The organism is Cytobacillus sp. FSL H8-0458, assembly GCF_038002165.1.
Classification (GTDB): Bacteria; Bacillota; Bacilli; order Bacillales; family Cytobacillaceae; genus Cytobacillus.
Genome location: NZ_JBBOBR010000001.1, coordinates 3,706,714 through 3,725,246, shown reverse-complemented (window position 1 = coordinate 3,725,246; position 18,533 = coordinate 3,706,714). Strand labels below are relative to the sequence as shown.

Here is an 18,533-nt window from a genome sequence, read left to right as displayed (position 1 = left end):
CCAGTTATTAAGAAGCCCGTAAGGTATAAATCAGCAGTAAAAGGAATTCCTTTATTCTCCATATTAATCTTCTATTTTGTTATCATAGCTTATCCGCTATTTTGGATGGTTATTAATTCTTTCAAAACTACAGAAGAGATCTTCGCAAATAGCTGGGCATTGCCGCAAAGCTGGCTTGTTTCAAACTATGCCCATGCTTGGGAGACAGGTATTTCCGGATACTTTTTGAACAGTACGATTGTTACCATAACTACTTGTTTTCTGACGGTTTTCCTTAGTGCACTAGGAGCATATGGCTTAACCCGTTTTGAGTTTAAAGGGAAAAATGCATTGCTAATTATCTGTATGGCAGGTATGATGCTTTCCCCGCAAGTAAGCCTGGTGCCTTTGTATAAGCTCATTCAGGCATTGGGGATTCATGATACTTATCTGGCCTTGATCCTTCCGTATGTGGCTTATCGTATTCCAATTACACTGCTTCTGATTCGGGCCGCTTTTCTCGATGTACCAAAAGAGTTAGAGGAGTCAGCCTATTTAGATGGCTGCAATACTTGGAGGATTTTTACGAAGATCTTTATTCCGCTAAATTTGCCAATAATATTAACGGGTGTTGTGCTGACAGCTTACTTTACTTGGAATGAGTTTATGTTTGCTTTAATCTTCGTTGATTCTGATGCATTAAAAACTATTCCTGCAGGGTTAATGCAATTCAGGGATGCACTCCAAACAAACTGGGGAGTTTTATTGGCGGGATTAATGATTTCTGCAGCACCAATCATCATCCTATTTTTATTTATGCAAAAATATTTTATTCGCGGGCTTGCAGCAGGCAGTGTAAAAGGTTAGGAGGAGCAGAATTATGAGATTAATTGCAATAGGCGATAATGTTGTAGATGTATATAAAGACCGGAACGAAATGTTTCCTGGAGGGAACGCTTTGAATGTGGCGGTTTTGTCAAAACAGTATGGAGCTGAGGAAGCAGCATTTATTGGGATTGTGGGAAACGATGCAGAAGGTGAACATATTATCGGATCACTGAAACTAAATAAAGTAGAAATCAGCAAAATCCGGAAAGCATATGGAGAGAGCGGTAAAGCATATGTAGACCTGAATGAGGATGGAGACAGAATTTTCATCAAGTCCAATAAAGGTGGCATTCAATCAAAATTAAGGCTGAAACTGGATGAAGATGATTATGATTATGTTAGAACATATGATGTTCTGCATACGAGTATCTACAGCAGTTTGGATGATCAGCTAAAGAAACTGTCTGAATCTATTTCGATTTCCTATGATTTTTCCAATCATTTTACCGATGGGCTTTTACAAAGGGTGTGCCCCTATATTGATTATGCCTTTGTTTCAGGAAGTGATTATAGAGAGGAAGAAATAGAAGAGTTGATAAACCAAATCCATAAATTGGGGTGCCCAAATGCTGTTATAACAAGAGGCTCTAATGGAGTTGTCATGTCAGACGGGACAAACATATACCACCAAGGAATTGAAGAGGCGAATGTGATTGATACACTTGGAGCGGGGGATTCATTTATAGCAGGGTTTTTAACACATCTGTTAAATGGAAATCCTATTGAAGAATCATTGCAGGCAGCTGCCTATAGAGCCGCAAGAACGTGTGAAGTCCATGGGGCATTTGGATTTGGGAAAGCTTTAGCTTTATAACATAGAAGGAACCAGCTTCATTTAGGAGCTGGTTCTTCTTTTATGTTGAGATAGTAAAGGCGATATGTGTGGTGGGAACTTTCGTCATGGAAATATGAATAGGTATACCATTATCATCATAGACCGTTTTATCAATATTAAAAAGCATATCTCCCATGTCACAGTCCAGATGCTCCGCTTCTTTTTCCGTTGCCGGCACAGCAGTAAGAATTTTCTTGGATGAACTGGCCAGCATATCCACATGATAAACATTTCTTAAGACATCATAGGTGGAATCATAATCAAAGATCCTCTTAAACAAGTTCGGAAATCGTTCAAGCGAATAGTGTGCAACATCAATGGAAAAAGGCTCATTATCAAAATACATGATTCGTGAGAGCTTTAATACTGGAGAATCAACTTCCAGCTGAAGAGCTTTCGCGACCTCTTTTGTGGCTTTAATTTCTTCGCAGCCTAATACTTTTTTAGATGATTTTCTTCCCAGCTGCTTGCTGAAATTAGAGAATCCATCTATCGTAACTAATTCCCGCGCTAACTTTCTTCTGCAGACAAATGTGCCTTTTCCTTGTTTTCTTTCTAATAGACCTTCTTCCACCAATTCCTGAATGGCTCTTCTAACGGTGATTCGGCTGACTCCATAAATGTCACAAAGTTCACCTTCATTGGGAATTTTTTTTCCTGGAAGGTATACTTCTTTTTCAATAGCATCTTTTATATTATGGATTAACTGTTCGTACAATGGCCTTGAACTTGAATTGTTTAATTTCATAAAGGCTCCTCCAGAAATATATCGTTATATAATATTATATAACAAGATTACAGGAACAGTATAGACAAAATGAGTAAAAAAATGTAAATGTTCAGATGGATGTTGCCAACTTTTTAGAGTTGAATAGGATGTGTTAAAAACCTAGAAAGGATGGATAACCCATGGCAATCAACTTTCCAGTAGGCATCAAAACGATGACAATCAGCACCGGGCCCACCAAAGTCGTTTATTATCCCCGTATAACAGGCATGCAGAATAAGCAGCTGCAGGAATTGATAAACAATACCATTCTCAGGCAAAACCAGCAGCTCATTAACGAACAGACAGGCAATATGGATACAACCGTTGTGGATTTGTATGGATATTATGAGATTAAAAATAATCAGCGGGATGTGCTGAGTTTGTCTTTGAACAACTATGTGTACCATTATCATGCTGCTCATGGAATGACAGTAATAAAATCGCTGACGTTTGACCTTCAGAAAGGGAAGCAGGTTGCACTTAAGGATTTATTCAAGCCGGGAAGCGACTATGTAAAAAAGATTTCTGACTTGATTGCTGTGCAAATCAAAGAAAGAGACATTCCGCTCCTGGTTGATTTTACTGCAATCAAGCCAGACCAGGATTTTTACATTGCAGACAAAGCGCTTGTTGTCTATTTCCAGCTATATGAAATCACGCCATATGCCTATGGATTCCCAATGTTTCCGATATCCGTTTATGGTCTGCAGGATATTATTGATGAAAATGGGCCGCTGGGGAGGATGGCGGTGAATTAAATAAAAGGAGGATGCTGCTTTGACAGTGTCCTTTTCATTTTTACACCCCTATTGCAATGCGAAGTGCTTTAGATAATGTCAAAAAGGCGGCAAAATATGTACCTCATACACATGAGGAAGATGGTATATTAAAACGGTTTAATAATGTGTAGTTTAGTGGGCTGAACGGTCAAGGGGTAAGTATTGTATCATTCTTTACAGACGAGTTCTTGCATAAAGAATACCTGATTTAATTAAATGTTTGATTGAATTATGAAGCAGTAAGAAAACCGCTTCTGCCAAAGGCAGTAAGCGGTTTTAGGTTAATAATTAATTTCGAATCAGATAGTCAAACGCACCAAGAGCTGCGGTAGCGCCGGATCCCATAGAAATAATGATCTGCTTATAGGCACTGTCAGTACAGTCTCCTGCAGCAAATACCCCAGGAATGTTTGTGGCACCGTGCTTGTCCACAACGATTTCGCCGAAGCGGGTACGCTCGATCTGATCGCCTAACCAATCGGTGTTAGGAACCAGGCCGATTTGGACGAACACACCCTGCAGTTCAACATGATGTGTTTTTTCTGTTTCACGATCCATGTATGAAATACCGTTAACTTTGTCAGTTCCGGTAATTTCAGTTGTCTGGGCATTTGTGACAACCGTTACGTTTGGAAGGCTGTTCAGGCGTTCCTGCAGAACGGCATCTGCTTTCAGTTCAGGATTGAATTCGATAACCGTTACATGGTTAACAATCCCAGCAAGGTCAATCGCTGCTTCAACACCGGAGTTGCCTCCGCCGATAACAGCTACGTCTTTGCCTTCAAATAATGGTCCGTCACAGTGAGGGCAGTAAGCGACCCCTTTGTTTTTGAACTCTGCTTCACCTGGCACGTTGACGTTTCTCCAGCGTGCACCAGTTGAAAGGATGACTGATTTACTTTTTAAAACAGCACCGTTTTCAAGTTCGATTTCAACAAGGTCCTTCTTTTCAAGTCTCTTGGCACGCTGCAGATTCATGACATCGATGCCATAATCTTTCACGTGTTCTTCAAGGCTTGCAACAAGCTTAGGTCCTTCTGTGTGCTTCACACTGATGAAGTTTTCGATGCCTAAAGTATCCATTACCTGGCCGCCAAAGCGTTCAGCAACAATGCCGGTGCGAATGCCTTTGCGTGCTGCATAGATTGCCGCGCTTGATCCAGCAGGACCGCCGCCAATAACTAGCACATCATAAGGATCCTTGTCTGCAAATTCTGATGCATCAGGGCCTGTTCCCATTTTCGCCAGAATTTCTTCAAGGGACATACGGCCGCTGCCAAATGATTCGCCATTTAAAAGAACTGTCGGCACTGCCATGATTTCTTTAGCATCTACTTCTTCTTTGTAAGCAGCACCATCGATCATTGTGTGAGAAATATTAGGGTTAAGAACACTCATGACGTTAAGAGCCTGTACTACATCAGGGCAGTTGTGGCAGCTTAAGCTGACATAAGTTTCAAAACGATATTCGCCATCGATCTTCTTCACCTGATCGATGACTTTCTGGTCAACCTTAGGTGCTCTTCCGCTAACTTGAAGCAGTGCAAGCACTAAGGAAGTAAATTCATGTCCAAGAGGAATGCCTGCAAAGGTAATGCCAGTATCTTCACCTGGACGATTTACACTAAAGCTTGGCGTCCTTTGTAATTCAGTACGCTCAACTTTAATGTGGGAGGACATATTGGCCAGCTCATCCACTAAAGCCAGCATGTCGCTGGATACTTTGTCTGATCCAGCGCTCACTTTTAGAAGGATGTCGCCCTCCATCATCTGAAGATATTGAGCTAATTGTGCTTTTATATCTGCATCAAGTAACATGTTTATCGTGCTCCTTAGATTTTACCTACTAGATCAAGGCTTGGCTTAAGTGTTTCAGATCCTTCTTTCCACTTAGCCGGGCAAACTTCACCTGGGTTGTTGCGTACATATTGAGCAGCTTTAAGCTTGCTTACAACCTGGCTTGCGTCACGGCCAATTCCGCCAGCGTTAATTTCAACAGTTTGGATGATGCCATCTGGATCGATGATAAATGTTCCGCGTTCTGCAAGTCCATCTTCTTCATTAAGAACTTCGAAGTTGCGGGAAATTCTTTGGTTAGGGTCACCAATCATAACGTATTCAATCTTGTTAATTGTTTCTGAGTTATCATGCCATGCTTTATGAGTGAAGTGAGTATCAGTTGATACAGAATAAACTTCTGCTCCCATATCTTTTAAAGTTGCATATTCATTTTGAAGGTCTTCTAATTCAGTAGGGCATACAAATGTGAAGTCTGCAGGGTAGAAGCATACTACGCTCCACTTTCCTTTGAAGTTTTCTTCAGTAACATCGATGAAATCACCGTTATGGTAAGCTTTTGCTGAAAATGGTAGTACTTCTGAACCGATTAATGCCATGATTAAATTCCTCCTTAAAGTGGTTGAGTGATTTAATTATTAATTAAATAGCGAACTATTTAATAATAATTCTAATTCGGTAATAATTATCATATACCATGATTTTTTTGTCAAGGGAAAAGCTGTGAAAATTGCCCCTTTCGGTTGAAGAGCGGAAACTATAAATGGCAAAATAAGACGCCAATATAAATTCAGCTTTTTTTAAAGGTGAAATCAGTACGGAATGGAACTTTAAAAGCAGCATTGATTCCGTTAACAACAGTATAACTCTTTCTTATTTTTATTACCCTTTATTTGCCTGCATCAATCTCAACTAATATGAGATTTAAGTTTATAATTGAGAATTTGACTGAGCTTATGTTAAAACAGCGGCTGGTCCACATTAACTTATTATTCCCTCTTTGGCTAAAAAAAATCGATATCCAGTAAAATTAGTTCAATCAAACGTTTGATTGAATAGAGAAAAAATAATGGCTTGCATTACAATATAGATAAAGTTAAATATGAAATGGAGTCCTGCGGATTTCACTCATTAAGCAAGGGCTGATTAGTGGGTGCTGGAACAGGTAAATTCATCTGTGTGAATGTAGATCCAGCTTATATCTTATATAATGTAATAGCATTCGTTATTATTGCGGCTGTCATGACTTTGACATTCATGTCTAAACAGAAAAAATGCATAACAATGGAGGAAAACGAAATGTCTAGCTTGCCTAATTGCCCAAAATGCAGTTCAGAGTATACGTACGAAGACGGGGTGCTCTTAGTATGTCCTGTGTGTGCACATGAGTGGACAGCTGAATCCGAAATCAACAGTCTTGAGGACGAAAAGGTGATTAAGGATTCTAATGGAAATGTCCTTACTGATGGAGATACGGTATCAGTCATTAAAGATCTTAAAGTGAAAGGCTCCTCTTCCGTTATTAAGATTGGAACCAAGGTCAAAAATATTCGTCTTGTGGACGGCGACCATGATATCGACTGTAAGATCGACGGTTTTGGCGCCATGAAGCTGAAGTCGGAATTTGTGAAGAAAGTATAACGAAAAAGGGCCTATCCTTCCATGGATTGGCCTTTTTTACATATCCTTTTGGGGGTTCTCAAATATTATTGGCAAGGTCACCATCTCTGGTTTATGATAAAGAAAGAATATTAAGAATTTATCGGTATAGGTGGGAGCCTCTTTGATACTATTAGACTACATTGTCAACCTCTCCATTTTTTCATTACTGGTCAGTGTGCCATTAATTCTCCGCTCGTTTATCAGTCATAAACCCCTTAAGGACCTGCATCTTTTGGGCGGCATTTATGCTGGAATTATTTCCATAATTCTTGTGGGTTTATCTTTTAACGAGCAGGGATATTCCTATGATATTCGCTATGCCATTCTGATTTTGGTATTTTCCTATTTAGGGCCGGGAGCAGGGGTTATCACCGCAATTATTGCTCTTGTTACAAGGCTTGCAGTCAGTGAGAATTGGCTGCCTGCCATAATAGGATTATCCCTTATTTTAATTGCTTTTGCAGTCATACATAGATATAGCCGCCACCTAAAGGCGGTTAGAAAAACGGCCATTTTATTTGGTGTATATTGTGTCATTTATATTATAACGGTGCCGATCATTTTTAACGTCTTTAGGGACAAGCCTGTTTTTCATCTGCAATATATTCTGTTTGTGGGACTTGGTGTCATTGTTGGGAGTTTACTGATTGAATCCTATGAACGATTGATCCGAATCATCACAGAAAAAAAGCGGATGGAAAGAACGCTGGAAGAAAGTGAGGCTAAATACCGGCTGATCGCTGAAAATACATCAGACCTAATTGCAGTCATGGATAGGGATCGCAGTTTGAGTTATCTATCTCCGTCTCATGAGTTTGTTTTAGGATATGAAGTGCCAGAACTGCAAAATATGGAAGTGGATATTGTTATTCATCCGGATGAAGCGGAAAACTTTCAGGCAGGCATGCAAAGGATATTCGAGAATAATGAGAGAATGGCAATGGAGTTCCGGCTAAAACACAGAGAAGGCCATTGGATTGAATTTGAGTCGCGGTGTATGCCGGTTGAGGGTGATAATGGTGTAATCGAGCATGTTGTCATGATCAGCAGGGATATTTCTGAGCGGAAAAAAGCAGAGGAATTTCTTTTGCAGTCTGAGAAATTATCGATTGTCGGGGAACTCGCAGCCGGGGTCGCCCATGAAATCAGAAACCCGCTTACAACCATAAAAGGGTTTCTGCAGCTTTATAAGAGCGGCAATAGCCAAATTAATGAATTACTGTTAAGCGAGCTTGGGCGCATTGAAAATATCACCACAGAAATGCTTTCGCTCGGAAAACCGCAGGCCGTACAAATGGACACGGCTAAGTTAACGGATATTATTGAGAATACAGTCGAGTTATTATCTCCGCAGGCAAATATGAACGGCATCCAGTTCAAGCTGAATTTTGCAGATAGTGATTTTTTGATATCATGCGAAAAAAATCAAATCAAGCAGGTTTTTTTGAACATCTTAAAAAACGCCATGGAAGCTATGGAAAACGGAGGGGATATTGAGATTTTCCTTAAGAGTAATAATGACGGGGAATGTATGGTCTCATTTCAGGACCAGGGGTGCGGAATACCTGACGAATTTCTGCCGAGACTGGGTGAACCTTTTTATACATTAAAAGAAAAAGGGACTGGCCTGGGACTTATGATTTGCCATAAGATCATTAAGCAGCATCATGGCAGCATCGTATATAATAGCAAGATTGGTGAAGGTACTTTAATAGAGATTACATTGCCGCTTGTAAAATAGCGAATTCTCTGAACAAATTAAGAAAAGACGAGGAGTCTGCTGCTCCTCATCTCCTTTTATTTAGAAATCAAAATTGTCGGGATCTGGTCCAACGCGTAAATGTTCATCTAAGGTATCAATCAATTTCATGTCTTGCTGAGAGAGTTCAAAATGATATAAATCTGCATTTTCTTTAATGCGATTAGGTTTTGTTGACTTAGGAATGACAATTATGCCATTTTGCAGATGCCATCTCAGGACAATTTGTGCAATGGATTTTTCGTATTTTTCAGCCAGTTCCTTCAGAATCTCATTTTCGAATAATCCGCCTTGCATTAGTGGGGCCCACGCTTCAATGTGCATATCATGTTTGGCAGCAAAGGCGCGGAGTTCAGTTTGAGCCAATTTCGGGTGCAATTCAATTTGGTTAATCATAGGTTTGATCTCAGCTGTTTTTAATAGTTTTTCTAAATGGCTGATCTGAAAGTTGCTCACGCCAATTGCTTTTATTTTACCTTCTTTATATAAGTCTTCCAATGCTCTCCAGGTTTCTGTGTATTTCCCCTCAACAGGCCAATGGATCAAATAAAGGTCAAGGTATTCAAGCCCCATTTTTTCTAAAGAAGTGTTAAACGCCTTAAGTGTTTCTTCATAGCCCTGGTCAGAGTTCCAGACTTTAGAAGTAATAAAAAGTTGCTCTCTATTAATGCCAGACTGGCGGATGGCTTCTCCCACCCCTTTCTCGTTGCCGTAGATGGAAGCTGTATCGATGCTTCTATATCCAATTTCTATTGCTTCTATAACAGCGGTTAATAGTTCTTCTTCCTTTTCCACTTTGAATACACCAAGGCCAATCCTGGGCATTTTAATTCCATTTGCAAGTGCTGCAGTACTTGATAAAGATAGTTTATTCATTAAGACACTCCTTAATTAGTTAGTTTGTTTTGTGCTTCTCAAGTATCTTTAGCCATCCCGTCAGACTTACGGCCCCCAGCACCATTACTCCGCCAATCCACGGTGTGTGAATTAAGCCGATAGAGTCGACGATTAGTCCGCCGACAAATGAGCCGATAGCAATTCCAATATTAAAAGCTGCGATATTTAATGCGGAAGCCACATTGACAGCAGAAGGAACATATTTCTCCGCAAGGTTCACCACCAGAATTTGGAGGCCAGGCACATTCATAAAAGCAAATAAGCCCATTAGGAAAATAGCAGCAAGACCAAGAATTTTAAAAGGTGCTGCAAAAGTAAGCAGACCAAGAATAATGGCTTGCAGAGCAAACATCCAAAACAATGCTTTTAATGGATCTTTGTCAGAAGCTTTTCCGCCAAGAACATTGCCTATTGCCACGGCCACTCCGTAAGCAAGCAGAATGATGCTGACCCATTTTGGGCTAAACCCTGTTACATCTTCGAGAAGCGGAGTCAGGTAGGTAAAAGCAACAAAGGTTCCGCCATATCCCAATGCGGTAATGCTAAAAGCTAAAAGCAATTTTCCGCTGCTTAGAATTTTCAGCTGTTCACTGAACTTAGAAGCTGGTGCTTGCTTAAGGTCTTTTGGAACAAGAATGGCGCTGGCGATAATACCAATTACCCCAAGCAGCGCTACTCCCAAGAATGTGGCCCTCCAGCCAAATGTTTGCCCGATAAACGTTCCAAGCGGTACACCTGTCACGGTTGCGACCGTTAAACCAGTGAACATAAAGGCTATTGCACTGGCGCGTTTGTTCTCAGGAACTAAATCAGCCGCTATGGTCGAGCCGATTGAGAAAAAGATGCCGTGTGAAAACGCTGTAATGAAACGTGCAGCCAGCAAAAGAGCAAAAGAGGTGGACAGGGCTGCGACGGAATTTCCGATGATAAACAAAACCATTAATGACATGAGCAGAGACTTCCTGTTCATTTTACTGGTCAAAGCAGTTAGTACAGGTGCTCCAATGGCAACTCCCATGGCATAGCCGGAAATCAATAAACCAGCCAATGTAATGGAAATTCCCAAATCACCTGAAATGGTCGACAGCAGCCCAACAGGCACAAACTCAGTGGTGCCAATTCCGAAAGCACTGATTGCGAGTGCAAGCAGGGCGGGAGTGCCGCCTTTTTCTTTTTGTGCATTTATAGATATAGAACTCATTGGCAATGAATCCTCCTTATATTTAAAGTATGGGATGGAGCAAAGACCTCGTAGCCAGGCGCCTTGGCCATACAGTCTTCATGAAAGATATTATGGAGCATGCCAAATATGATGAACAGTACGTACTTTAAAGTAATACAGGAACTAAAAAGTAACCTATGGTCAATTTCACCATTTTGTTTTATGCTTCCTTATGCTATTATGGAGGGCATGATTCTAAAAGAACAGTACGCACTTTAAAGTAATGTAGGTACTTTTAAGTGCCTATCAAACAGAGGGGGAAGGAAGTTGGCTTACAATATTCCAGTAGAAGCTACTCTAGATGTGATTGGCGGTAAGTGGAAAGTTGTAATCATGTGTCATTTAATTAAAGGTGAAAAGCGAACCAGCGAGCTTAAACGCCTTATGCCTGGGATTACGCAAAAAATGCTGACTCAGCAGCTTCGCGAACTTGAAGCGGATGGGGTTGTAAACCGCACTGTTTTTGATCAAGTGCCCCCTAAGGTTGTATATTCTTTAACAGATTACGGGTGGTCACTTCGCCCGATACTTGATGCGATGTGCAATTGGGGAGAAGGGCATATTGAGTTAACAGGCAGAGAGCTTGTGGAACAATAAAAAATTAGGGACTCGTATGCTTAGGCATACGAGTCCCTTTTTAATGGAAATGCTATTTACCCTTTATTTGTTCACGGATACTCTCGAGCTCCTCAAGCGATAAAGAGCCAAGTGACTTCTTAATTTCTTCCTCGATTTGTTTCTTATTATTTTCCCTGTATTGGTCCCACCAATCCCGCAGTCCTTCCGTATTTGCAAGCAGATACTCGATATCAATTTCTTCTACCTCATCATCCGAAAGATAATTTAAAACAGAAGCTAACATCCTATTTAGCTTGCTGATTTCATCCTCACTTTTTTTGACAGGGATATTTGATGGTGCTTCAGTATCCTTCTTGGCCTCTTCCCCGCTGTCTGCTGATGCTGCTTTCCTTGGCATAAAATCAGCCCTTTCTAATACAAATAAGAATTGCTCTTAGTATTGCCTCAAAAAAATAATAAAAAAACCTGAACGATATTTATTAGTAAGCGTCTCATAAGTAAAGTCATTAATTGGGGGTACTCATAATGAAAGAGCGTGAGGTCGAATTTAATACAGATGTAAAAATAAAGGGGACAGTGAGTTTTCCGAAGGAGTCAGAAGGAAAGCTTCCCCTTGTTATTATAATTCATGGTTCAGGCCCTGTTGACCGGGATGGCAATGCAAAGGTTATGCAAATGAATGCTTATAAGATGCTTGCAGAATTTTTTGCATCCCTTGGGGTGGCGGTTCTTAGATATGATAAGCGGGGATCCGGTGTGAGCGGCGGTGATTTTTATCAAACAGGCATGTGGGATTTAGTTAACGATGGGATAGCAGCTGTGAAGGCGGCTCGTGATCTGCCGGAAATTGACCCTGAAAGAATTTTTCTGCTGGGTCACAGTGAAGGATGTACATTAATTCCTTCTATTAATAGGAAGGCAGAAACTGCGGGTATTATCCTCCTTGCCGGTCATGCGGACAATGTCAGGAACGCTTCTGAGCTGCAGGTAAAACTGCTGGAAGAGGAAGTTAAAGAGATGAAGGGGGTTAATGGTATTATTCTCCGTGGTTTAAAAGTTCATAAAACTGCTGCTTCCAAACAAAAGAAACTTTTCGATGAAATGATGGAGTCAGAAAAGACAGTGATGAAAAAAGGATTTACAAAGATCAATGCAAAATGGGCAAGAGAGCATTTTCAATATAATATGGAAGAAGATTTGGCTGCAATTACATGTCCCGTTCTTGCCATTACCGGTAATAAAGATGTTCAAGTGGATCCAGAGCATGTGCATCTTTTTGCTGAAAAAGTGAATGGCCCAGCTGAGAGCTATAATGTTCCGAATATGAACCATCTTCTTAGAGATCAGGAAGAAGAAACTTCTATGCTAAAGCTTAAGTCAATTTATAAAAGTAGTCTTTCAAAGCCGCTGAGTGCTGAAATGCTTGAAATAATTGAAGGATGGACGAAGAAGTATATTCTCTAAAAAAGAAAAGATGCATACGCATGGTTTTGAGAAAATTATTGCGTATGCAATTTTTTATATAAAGTATTGACTTTAGGGTTTAAATTATTGTAAGATAGTTTTTGTCGCTAAGAGGTATTCGCTCAGCGGCGAAGAAAAATCCTTATTAATCTGTTTGAATATCAAACAGAAAACAGAAAAAAGCTGTTGACTTTCATAAAAGAAGATGATATGATAAATATCGTTGTCACTTTGAAAGAAGTTAGCACATTAGTTCTTTGAAAACTAAACAAAACAGAAACGTCAACGTTAAATCATTAGTCTTTTTTGAAAAGACAAAACGAGCTTAATCAACTCTTATATGGAGAGTTTGATCCTGGCTCAGGACGAACGCTGGCGGCGTGCCTAATACATGCAAGTCGAGCGGACAGATGGGAGCTTGCTCCCTGAAGTCAGCGGCGGACGGGTGAGTAACACGTGGGCAACCTGCCTGTAAGACTGGGATAACTCCGGGAAACCGGGGCTAATACCGGATAACTCTTTTCCTCACATGAGGAAAAGCTGAAAGATGGCATCTCGCTATCACTTACAGATGGGCCCGCGGCGCATTAGCTAGTTGGTGAGGTAACGGCTCACCAAGGCCACGATGCGTAGCCGACCTGAGAGGGTGATCGGCCACACTGGGACTGAGACACGGCCCAGACTCCTACGGGAGGCAGCAGTAGGGAATCTTCCGCAATGGACGAAAGTCTGACGGAGCAACGCCGCGTGAGTGATGAAGGTTTTCGGATCGTAAAACTCTGTTGTCAGGGAAGAACAAGTACCGGAGTAACTGCCGGTACCTTGACGGTACCTGACCAGAAAGCCACGGCTAACTACGTGCCAGCAGCCGCGGTAATACGTAGGTGGCAAGCGTTGTCCGGAATTATTGGGCGTAAAGCGCGCGCAGGCGGTTCCTTAAGTCTGATGTGAAAGCCCCCGGCTCAACCGGGGAGGGTCATTGGAAACTGGGGAACTTGAGTGCAGAAGAGAAGAGTGGAATTCCACGTGTAGCGGTGAAATGCGTAGAGATGTGGAGGAACACCAGTGGCGAAGGCGACTCTTTGGTCTGTAACTGACGCTGAGGCGCGAAAGCGTGGGGAGCAAACAGGATTAGATACCCTGGTAGTCCACGCCGTAAACGATGAGTGCTAAGTGTTAGAGGGTTTCCGCCCTTTAGTGCTGCAGCAAACGCATTAAGCACTCCGCCTGGGGAGTACGGCCGCAAGGCTGAAACTCAAAGGAATTGACGGGGGCCCGCACAAGCGGTGGAGCATGTGGTTTAATTCGAAGCAACGCGAAGAACCTTACCAGGTCTTGACATCTCCTGACAACCCTAGAGATAGGGCGTTCCCCTTCGGGGGACAGGATGACAGGTGGTGCATGGTTGTCGTCAGCTCGTGTCGTGAGATGTTGGGTTAAGTCCCGCAACGAGCGCAACCCTTGATCTTAGTTGCCAGCATTCAGTTGGGCACTCTAAGGTGACTGCCGGTGACAAACCGGAGGAAGGTGGGGATGACGTCAAATCATCATGCCCCTTATGACCTGGGCTACACACGTGCTACAATGGATGGTACAAAGGGCTGCGAAACCGCGAGGTTAAGCGAATCCCATAAAACCATTCTCAGTTCGGATTGCAGGCTGCAACTCGCCTGCATGAAGCCGGAATCGCTAGTAATCGCGGATCAGCATGCCGCGGTGAATACGTTCCCGGGCCTTGTACACACCGCCCGTCACACCACGAGAGTTTGTAACACCCGAAGTCGGTGGGGTAACCTTTTGGAGCCAGCCGCCTAAGGTGGGACAGATGATTGGGGTGAAGTCGTAACAAGGTAGCCGTATCGGAAGGTGCGGCTGGATCACCTCCTTTCTAAGGAATATTTACAAGAAACGTGACGTTCTTTGTTCGTTCAGTTTTGAGAGTTCAATCTCTCAATGAAAGATTCGTTCTTTGAAAACTAGATAATGATTATGAAGAAGCAATAACCGAGTAATCGCCATTTTAGTGAATTCTCTCTATGTTAAATAGAGTTAAAAACCTTTGATTTTGTTCATCTTCGATGAACCTGTCAAATACGGTTAAGTTAGAAAGGGCGCACGGTGAATGCCTTGGCACTAGGAGCCGATGAAGGACGGTACTAACACCGATATGCTTCGGGGAGCTGTAAGTAAGCTTTGATCCGGAGATTTCCGAATGGGGAAACCCCCTATCCGTAATGGGATGGGATCCTTATCTGAATACATAGGATATGGAAGGCAGACCCGGGGAACTGAAACATCTAAGTACCCGGAGGAAGAGAAAGCAAACGCGATTCCCTGAGTAGCGGCGAGCGAAACGGGATTAGCCCAAACCAGGAGGCTTGCCTCCTGGGGTTGTAGGACACTCTACACGGAGTTACAAAGGAACGAGGTAAATGAACAGGTCTGGAAAGGCCGGCCAGAGAAGGTAAAAGCCCTGTAGTTGAAACTTCGTTCCCTCCAGAGTGGATCCTGAGTACGGCGGGACACGAGAAATCCCGTCGGAAGCAGGGAGGACCATCTCCCAAGGCTAAATACTCCCTAGTGACCGATAGTGAACCAGTACCGTGAGGGAAAGGTGAAAAGCACCCCGGAAGGGGAGTGAAAGAGATCCTGAAACCGTGTGCCTACAAGTAGTTAGAGCCCGTTAATGGGTGATAGCGTGCCTTTTGTAGAATGAACCGGCGAGTTACGATTACATGCGAGGTTAAGTTGATAAGACGGAGCCGCAGCGAAAGCGAGTCTGAATAGGGCGAATGAGTATGTGGTCGTAGACCCGAAACCAGGTGATCTACCCATGTCCAGGGTGAAGTCCAGGTAACACTGGATGGAGGCCCGAACCCACGCACGTTGAAAAGTGCGGGGATGAGGTGTGGGTAGCGGAGAAATTCCAATCGAACCTGGAGATAGCTGGTTCTCTCCGAAATAGCTTTAGGGCTAGCCTCATGTAGTAAGAGTCTTGGAGGTAGAGCACTGTTTGGACTAGGGGCCCCCATCGGGTTACCGAATTCAGACAAACTCCGAATGCCAAAGACTTATCCATGGGAGTCAGACTGCGAGTGATAAGATCCGTAGTCAAGAGGGAAACAGCCCAGACCACCAGCTAAGGTCCCAAAGTATACGTTAAGTGGAAAAGGATGTGGAGTTGCTTAGACAACCAGGATGTTGGCTTAGAAGCAGCCACCATTTAAAGAGTGCGTAATAGCTCACTGGTCGAGTGACTCCGCGCCGAAAATGTACCGGGGCTAAACGTATCACCGAAGCTGTGGATTGACATCTTTCGATGTCAGTGGTAGGAGAGCGTTCTAAGGGCGTTGAAGCCAGACCGCAAGGACTGGTGGAGCGCTTAGAAGTGAGAATGCCGGTATGAGTAGCGAAAGATGGGTGAGAATCCCATCCACCGAATGCCTAAGGTTTCCTGAGGAAGGCTCGTCCGCTCAGGGTTAGTCGGGACCTAAGCCGAGGCTGAAAAGCGTAGGCGATGGACAACAGGTTGATATTCCTGTACCACCTCTTTACCGTTTGAGCAATGGGGGGACGCAGGAGGATAGGGTAAGCGCGCTGCTGGATTAGCGCGTCCAAGCAGTTAGGCCGGTAACGAGGCAAATCCCGTTACCACACAGGCTGAGCTGTGACGGCGAGGGAAATTTAGTACCGAAGTTCCTGATTCCACACTGCCAAGAAAAGCCTCTAGCGAGGGAAAAGGTGCCCGTACCGCAAACCGACACAGGTAGGCGAGGAGAGAATCCTAAGGTGAGCGAGAGAACTCTCGTTAAGGAACTCGGCAAAATGACCCCGTAACTTCGGGAGAAGGGGTGCTCATTAGGGTGAATAGCCCTGATGAGCCGCAGTGAATAGGCCCAGGCGACTGTTTAGCAAAAACACAGGTCTCTGCGAAGCCGCAAGGCGAAGTATAGGGGCTGACGCCTGCCCGGTGCTGGAAGGTTAAGAGGAGAGGTTAGCGCAAGCGAAGCTTTGAATCGAAGCCCCAGTAAACGGCGGCCGTAACTATAACGGTCCTAAGGTAGCGAAATTCCTTGTCGGGTAAGTTCCGACCCGCACGAAAGGCGTAACGATCTGGGCACTGTCTCAACGAGAGACTCGGTGAAATTATAGTACCTGTGAAGATGCAGGTTACCCGCGACAGGACGGAAAGACCCCGTGGAGCTTTACTGTAGCCTGATATTGAATTTTGGTACAGCTTGTACAGGATAGGTAGGAGCCTGAGAAGCCGGAGCGCCAGCTTCGGTGGAGGCGTCGGTGGGATACTACCCTGGCTGTATTGAAATTCTAACCCGCGCCCCTGATCGGGGCGGGAGACAGTGTCAGGTGGGCAGTTTGACTGGGGCGGTCGCCTCCTAAAAAGTAACGGAGGCGCCCAAAGGTTCCCTCAGAATGGTTGGAAATCATTCGCAGAGTGTAAAGGCACAAGGGAGCTTGACTGCGAGACCTACAAGTCGAGCAGGGACGAAAGTCGGGCTTAGTGATCCGGTGGTTCCGCATGGAAGGGCCATCGCTCAACGGATAAAAGCTACCCCGGGGATAACAGGCTTATCTCCCCCAAGAGTCCACATCGACGGGGAGGTTTGGCACCTCGATGTCGGCTCATCGCATCCTGGGGCTGTAGTCGGTCCCAAGGGTTGGGCTGTTCGCCCATTAAAGCGGTACGCGAGCTGGGTTCAGAACGTCGTGAGACAGTTCGGTCCCTATCCGTCGTGGGCGCAGGAAATTTGAGAGGAGCTGTCCTTAGTACGAGAGGACCGGGATGGACGCACCGCTGGTGTACCAGTTGTCTTGCCAAAGGCATCGCTGGGTAGCTATGTGCGGAAGGGATAAGTGCTGAAAGCATCTAAGCATGAAGCCCCCCTCGAGATGAGATTTCCCATAGCGTCAAGCTAGTAAGATCCCTGAAAGATGATCAGGTTGATAGGTCAGAGGTGGAAGCGTGGCGACATGTGGAGCTGACTGATACTAATCGATCGAGGACTTAACCAAGTCATATTGGTAATTACTCGGCAAATGCTTCTTCATACATTATCTAGTTTTGAGGGAACGAAGTTTCTTCAACCAAATAGTCCGGTGGCGATAGCGAGAAGGTCACACCCGTTCCCATACCGAACACGGAAGTTAAGCTTCTCAGCGCCGATGGTAGTTGGGGGCTGTCCCCCTGTGAGAGTAGGACGCTGCCGGGCAACCCTGATTGGGTAATTTTATTTGGCCCCTTGGTCAAGCGGTTAAGACACCGCCCTTTCACGGCGGTAACACGGGTTCGAATCCCGTAGGGGTCACCATATTTTGGAGGATTAGCTCAGCTGGGAGAGCATCTGCCTTACAAGCAGAGGGTCGGCGGTTCGATCCCGTCATCCTCCACCATATCTTTAGTACGGGCCATTAGCTCAGTCGGTAGAGCAGATTGCAGCATCAGTGAGATTCTTCACCCGAATAGCAATCTGTGACAAAGCACGCAGGGCTTTGGAACATCTGACCTAGCACTTTCAGGCTTTAGGCAGCAGAATATTAATACGAGCCATTAGCTCAGTCGGTAGAGCATCTGACTTTTAATCAGAGGGTCGAAGGTTCGAGTCCTTCATGGCTCACCATTTTTAATTTCATATTGCGGGTGTGGCGGAATTGGCAGACGCACCAGACTTAGGATCTGGCGCCGCAAGGCGTGGGGGTTCGACTCCCTTCACCCGCACCATTTTAAGCGGAAGTAGTTCAGTGGTAGAACATCACCTTGCCAAGGTGGGGGTCGCGGGTTCGAATCCCGTCTTCCGCTCCATTATTTTGCGCCCGTAGCTCAATTGGATAGAGCGTTTGACTACGGATCAAAAGGTTAGGGGTTCGACTCCTCTCGGGCGCGCCAT

The 18,533-nt window shown here is 44.0% G+C and carries 14 protein-coding genes, 6 tRNA genes and 3 rRNA genes; 17 read left to right on the top strand and 6 right to left on the bottom strand.

Going from position 1 to position 18,533, the window contains the following annotated elements; all coding sequences use genetic code 11:
* Positions 1–6 precede the first annotated feature (6 nt).
* The gene (locus NYE23_RS18675; RefSeq protein ID WP_341080806.1) at positions 7–846 is read left to right on the top strand and encodes a carbohydrate ABC transporter permease; all 840 of its coding nucleotides are present in this window, start codon (positions 7–9) and stop codon (positions 844–846) included.
* A 13-nt stretch (positions 847–859) separates the two neighbouring features.
* Positions 860–1,681, top strand: coding sequence for a PfkB family carbohydrate kinase (locus NYE23_RS18670; protein WP_341079896.1), 822 nt, complete (start codon positions 860–862; stop codon positions 1,679–1,681).
* Between the two features lie 40 nt (positions 1,682–1,721).
* Here the strand turns inward: NYE23_RS18670 and NYE23_RS18665 are convergent, their stop codons facing one another.
* Positions 1,722–2,450, bottom strand: coding sequence for a UTRA domain-containing protein (locus NYE23_RS18665; RefSeq protein ID WP_341079893.1), 729 nt, complete (start codon positions 2,448–2,450; stop codon positions 1,722–1,724).
* Between the two features lie 161 nt (positions 2,451–2,611).
* Between NYE23_RS18665 and NYE23_RS18660 the strand changes: the two genes are divergently transcribed.
* Complete coding sequence (locus tag NYE23_RS18660) at positions 2,612–3,229, top strand: DUF3298 and DUF4163 domain-containing protein (protein ID WP_341079891.1); 618 nt, start codon at positions 2,612–2,614, stop codon at positions 3,227–3,229.
* A 56-nt stretch (positions 3,230–3,285) separates the two neighbouring features.
* Positions 3,286–3,381 (top strand): hypothetical protein, encoded by a 96-nt coding sequence (locus NYE23_RS25295; RefSeq protein WP_445662606.1) that lies wholly within the window; start codon positions 3,286–3,288, stop codon positions 3,379–3,381.
* 157 nt (positions 3,382–3,538) lie between these two features.
* On the opposite strand, the gene ahpF is transcribed toward NYE23_RS25295, so the two are convergent.
* Both ahpF and ahpC read right to left on the bottom strand, forming a co-directional pair.
* Positions 3,539–5,068, bottom strand: coding sequence for an alkyl hydroperoxide reductase subunit F (ahpF, locus tag NYE23_RS18655; RefSeq protein WP_341079889.1), 1,530 nt, complete (start codon positions 5,066–5,068; stop codon positions 3,539–3,541).
* A gap of 14 nt (positions 5,069–5,082) precedes the next feature.
* Complete coding sequence (gene ahpC, locus NYE23_RS18650; RefSeq protein ID WP_159868900.1) at positions 5,083–5,646, bottom strand: alkyl hydroperoxide reductase subunit C; 564 nt, start codon at positions 5,644–5,646, stop codon at positions 5,083–5,085.
* A 700-nt stretch (positions 5,647–6,346) separates the two neighbouring features.
* Here ahpC and NYE23_RS18645 point away from each other — a divergent pair.
* On the top strand, positions 6,347–6,688 hold the full coding sequence (locus NYE23_RS18645) for a zinc ribbon domain-containing protein YjdM (protein ID WP_341079888.1): 342 nt from the start codon (positions 6,347–6,349) through the stop codon (positions 6,686–6,688).
* Positions 6,689–6,830: 142 nt separating this feature from the next.
* A complete protein-coding gene (locus tag NYE23_RS18640) occupies positions 6,831–8,450 on the top strand; it encodes an ATP-binding protein (protein WP_341079886.1) in 1,620 nt (539 codons plus the stop codon).
* A gap of 60 nt (positions 8,451–8,510) precedes the next feature.
* Here NYE23_RS18640 and NYE23_RS18635 read toward each other — a convergent pair whose 3' ends face one another.
* Entirely contained in the window at positions 8,511–9,344 is an 834-nt protein-coding gene (locus NYE23_RS18635) for an aldo/keto reductase (RefSeq protein ID WP_341079884.1), read from the bottom strand.
* Positions 9,345–9,363: 19 nt separating this feature from the next.
* The gene (locus NYE23_RS18630) at positions 9,364–10,566 is read right to left on the bottom strand and encodes an MFS transporter (RefSeq protein WP_341079883.1); all 1,203 of its coding nucleotides are present in this window, start codon (positions 10,564–10,566) and stop codon (positions 9,364–9,366) included.
* Between the two features lie 288 nt (positions 10,567–10,854).
* On the opposite strand from NYE23_RS18630, the gene NYE23_RS18625 reads away from it, so the two are divergent.
* Complete coding sequence (locus NYE23_RS18625; RefSeq protein WP_341079882.1) at positions 10,855–11,184, top strand: winged helix-turn-helix transcriptional regulator; 330 nt, start codon at positions 10,855–10,857, stop codon at positions 11,182–11,184.
* 52 nt (positions 11,185–11,236) lie between these two features.
* On the opposite strand, the gene NYE23_RS18620 is transcribed toward NYE23_RS18625, so the two are convergent.
* Positions 11,237–11,563, bottom strand: a complete 327-nt coding sequence (locus tag NYE23_RS18620; protein WP_341079880.1) for a hypothetical protein — start codon at positions 11,561–11,563, stop codon at positions 11,237–11,239.
* 128 nt (positions 11,564–11,691) lie between these two features.
* On the opposite strand from NYE23_RS18620, the gene NYE23_RS18615 reads away from it, so the two are divergent.
* The 10 genes from NYE23_RS18615 to NYE23_RS18570 all read left to right on the top strand — a co-directional run bounded on the left by NYE23_RS18615 (position 11,692) and on the right by NYE23_RS18570 (position 18,532).
* Positions 11,692–12,630 (top strand): alpha/beta hydrolase family protein, encoded by a 939-nt coding sequence (locus NYE23_RS18615; protein ID WP_341079879.1) that lies wholly within the window; start codon positions 11,692–11,694, stop codon positions 12,628–12,630.
* 337 nt (positions 12,631–12,967) lie between these two features.
* Positions 12,968–14,518: ribosomal RNA gene (locus NYE23_RS18610) — 16S ribosomal RNA — on the top strand.
* A 207-nt stretch (positions 14,519–14,725) separates the two neighbouring features.
* Positions 14,726–17,661 (top strand): 23S ribosomal RNA (locus tag NYE23_RS18605).
* A gap of 80 nt (positions 17,662–17,741) precedes the next feature.
* Positions 17,742–17,858: ribosomal RNA gene (rrf, locus tag NYE23_RS18600) — 5S ribosomal RNA — on the top strand.
* The 16S, 23S and 5S rRNA genes sit together here with 6 tRNA genes alongside, the layout of an rRNA operon.
* Positions 17,859–17,882: 24 nt before the next feature.
* Positions 17,883–17,957: transfer RNA gene (locus tag NYE23_RS18595), tRNA-Glu, on the top strand.
* A 6-nt stretch (positions 17,958–17,963) separates the two neighbouring features.
* Positions 17,964–18,039: transfer RNA gene (locus NYE23_RS18590), tRNA-Val, on the top strand.
* A 151-nt stretch (positions 18,040–18,190) separates the two neighbouring features.
* Positions 18,191–18,266: transfer RNA gene (locus NYE23_RS18585), tRNA-Lys, on the top strand.
* A gap of 16 nt (positions 18,267–18,282) precedes the next feature.
* Positions 18,283–18,367, top strand: a tRNA-Leu gene (locus tag NYE23_RS18580).
* A gap of 6 nt (positions 18,368–18,373) precedes the next feature.
* A tRNA-Gly gene (locus NYE23_RS18575) sits at positions 18,374–18,448 on the top strand.
* A 7-nt stretch (positions 18,449–18,455) separates the two neighbouring features.
* Positions 18,456–18,532, top strand: a tRNA-Arg gene (locus NYE23_RS18570).
* The last annotated feature ends 1 nt before the right edge of the window (position 18,533 follow it).

Coding starts and splice junctions, on each gene's coding strand:
- NYE23_RS18670 (WP_341079896.1), top strand. CDS start 860: ATGAGATTAATTGCAATAGGCGATAATGTTGTAGATGTATATAAAGAC.
- NYE23_RS18665 (WP_341079893.1), bottom strand. CDS start 2,450: ATGAAATTAAACAATTCAAGTTCAAGGCCATTGTACGAACAGTTAATC.
- NYE23_RS18660 (WP_341079891.1), top strand. CDS start 2,612: ATGGCAATCAACTTTCCAGTAGGCATCAAAACGATGACAATCAGCACC.
- NYE23_RS25295 (WP_445662606.1), top strand. CDS start 3,286: ATGCGAAGTGCTTTAGATAATGTCAAAAAGGCGGCAAAATATGTACCT.
- ahpF (WP_341079889.1), bottom strand. CDS start 5,068: ATGTTACTTGATGCAGATATAAAAGCACAATTAGCTCAATATCTTCAG.
- ahpC (WP_159868900.1), bottom strand. CDS start 5,646: ATGGCATTAATCGGTTCAGAAGTACTACCATTTTCAGCAAAAGCTTAC.
- NYE23_RS18645 (WP_341079888.1), top strand. CDS start 6,347: ATGTCTAGCTTGCCTAATTGCCCAAAATGCAGTTCAGAGTATACGTAC.
- NYE23_RS18635 (WP_341079884.1), bottom strand. CDS start 9,344: ATGAATAAACTATCTTTATCAAGTACTGCAGCACTTGCAAATGGAATT.
- NYE23_RS18630 (WP_341079883.1), bottom strand. CDS start 10,566: ATGAGTTCTATATCTATAAATGCACAAAAAGAAAAAGGCGGCACTCCC.
- NYE23_RS18620 (WP_341079880.1), bottom strand. CDS start 11,563: ATGCCAAGGAAAGCAGCATCAGCAGACAGCGGGGAAGAGGCCAAGAAG.
- NYE23_RS18615 (WP_341079879.1), top strand. CDS start 11,692: ATGAAAGAGCGTGAGGTCGAATTTAATACAGATGTAAAAATAAAGGGG.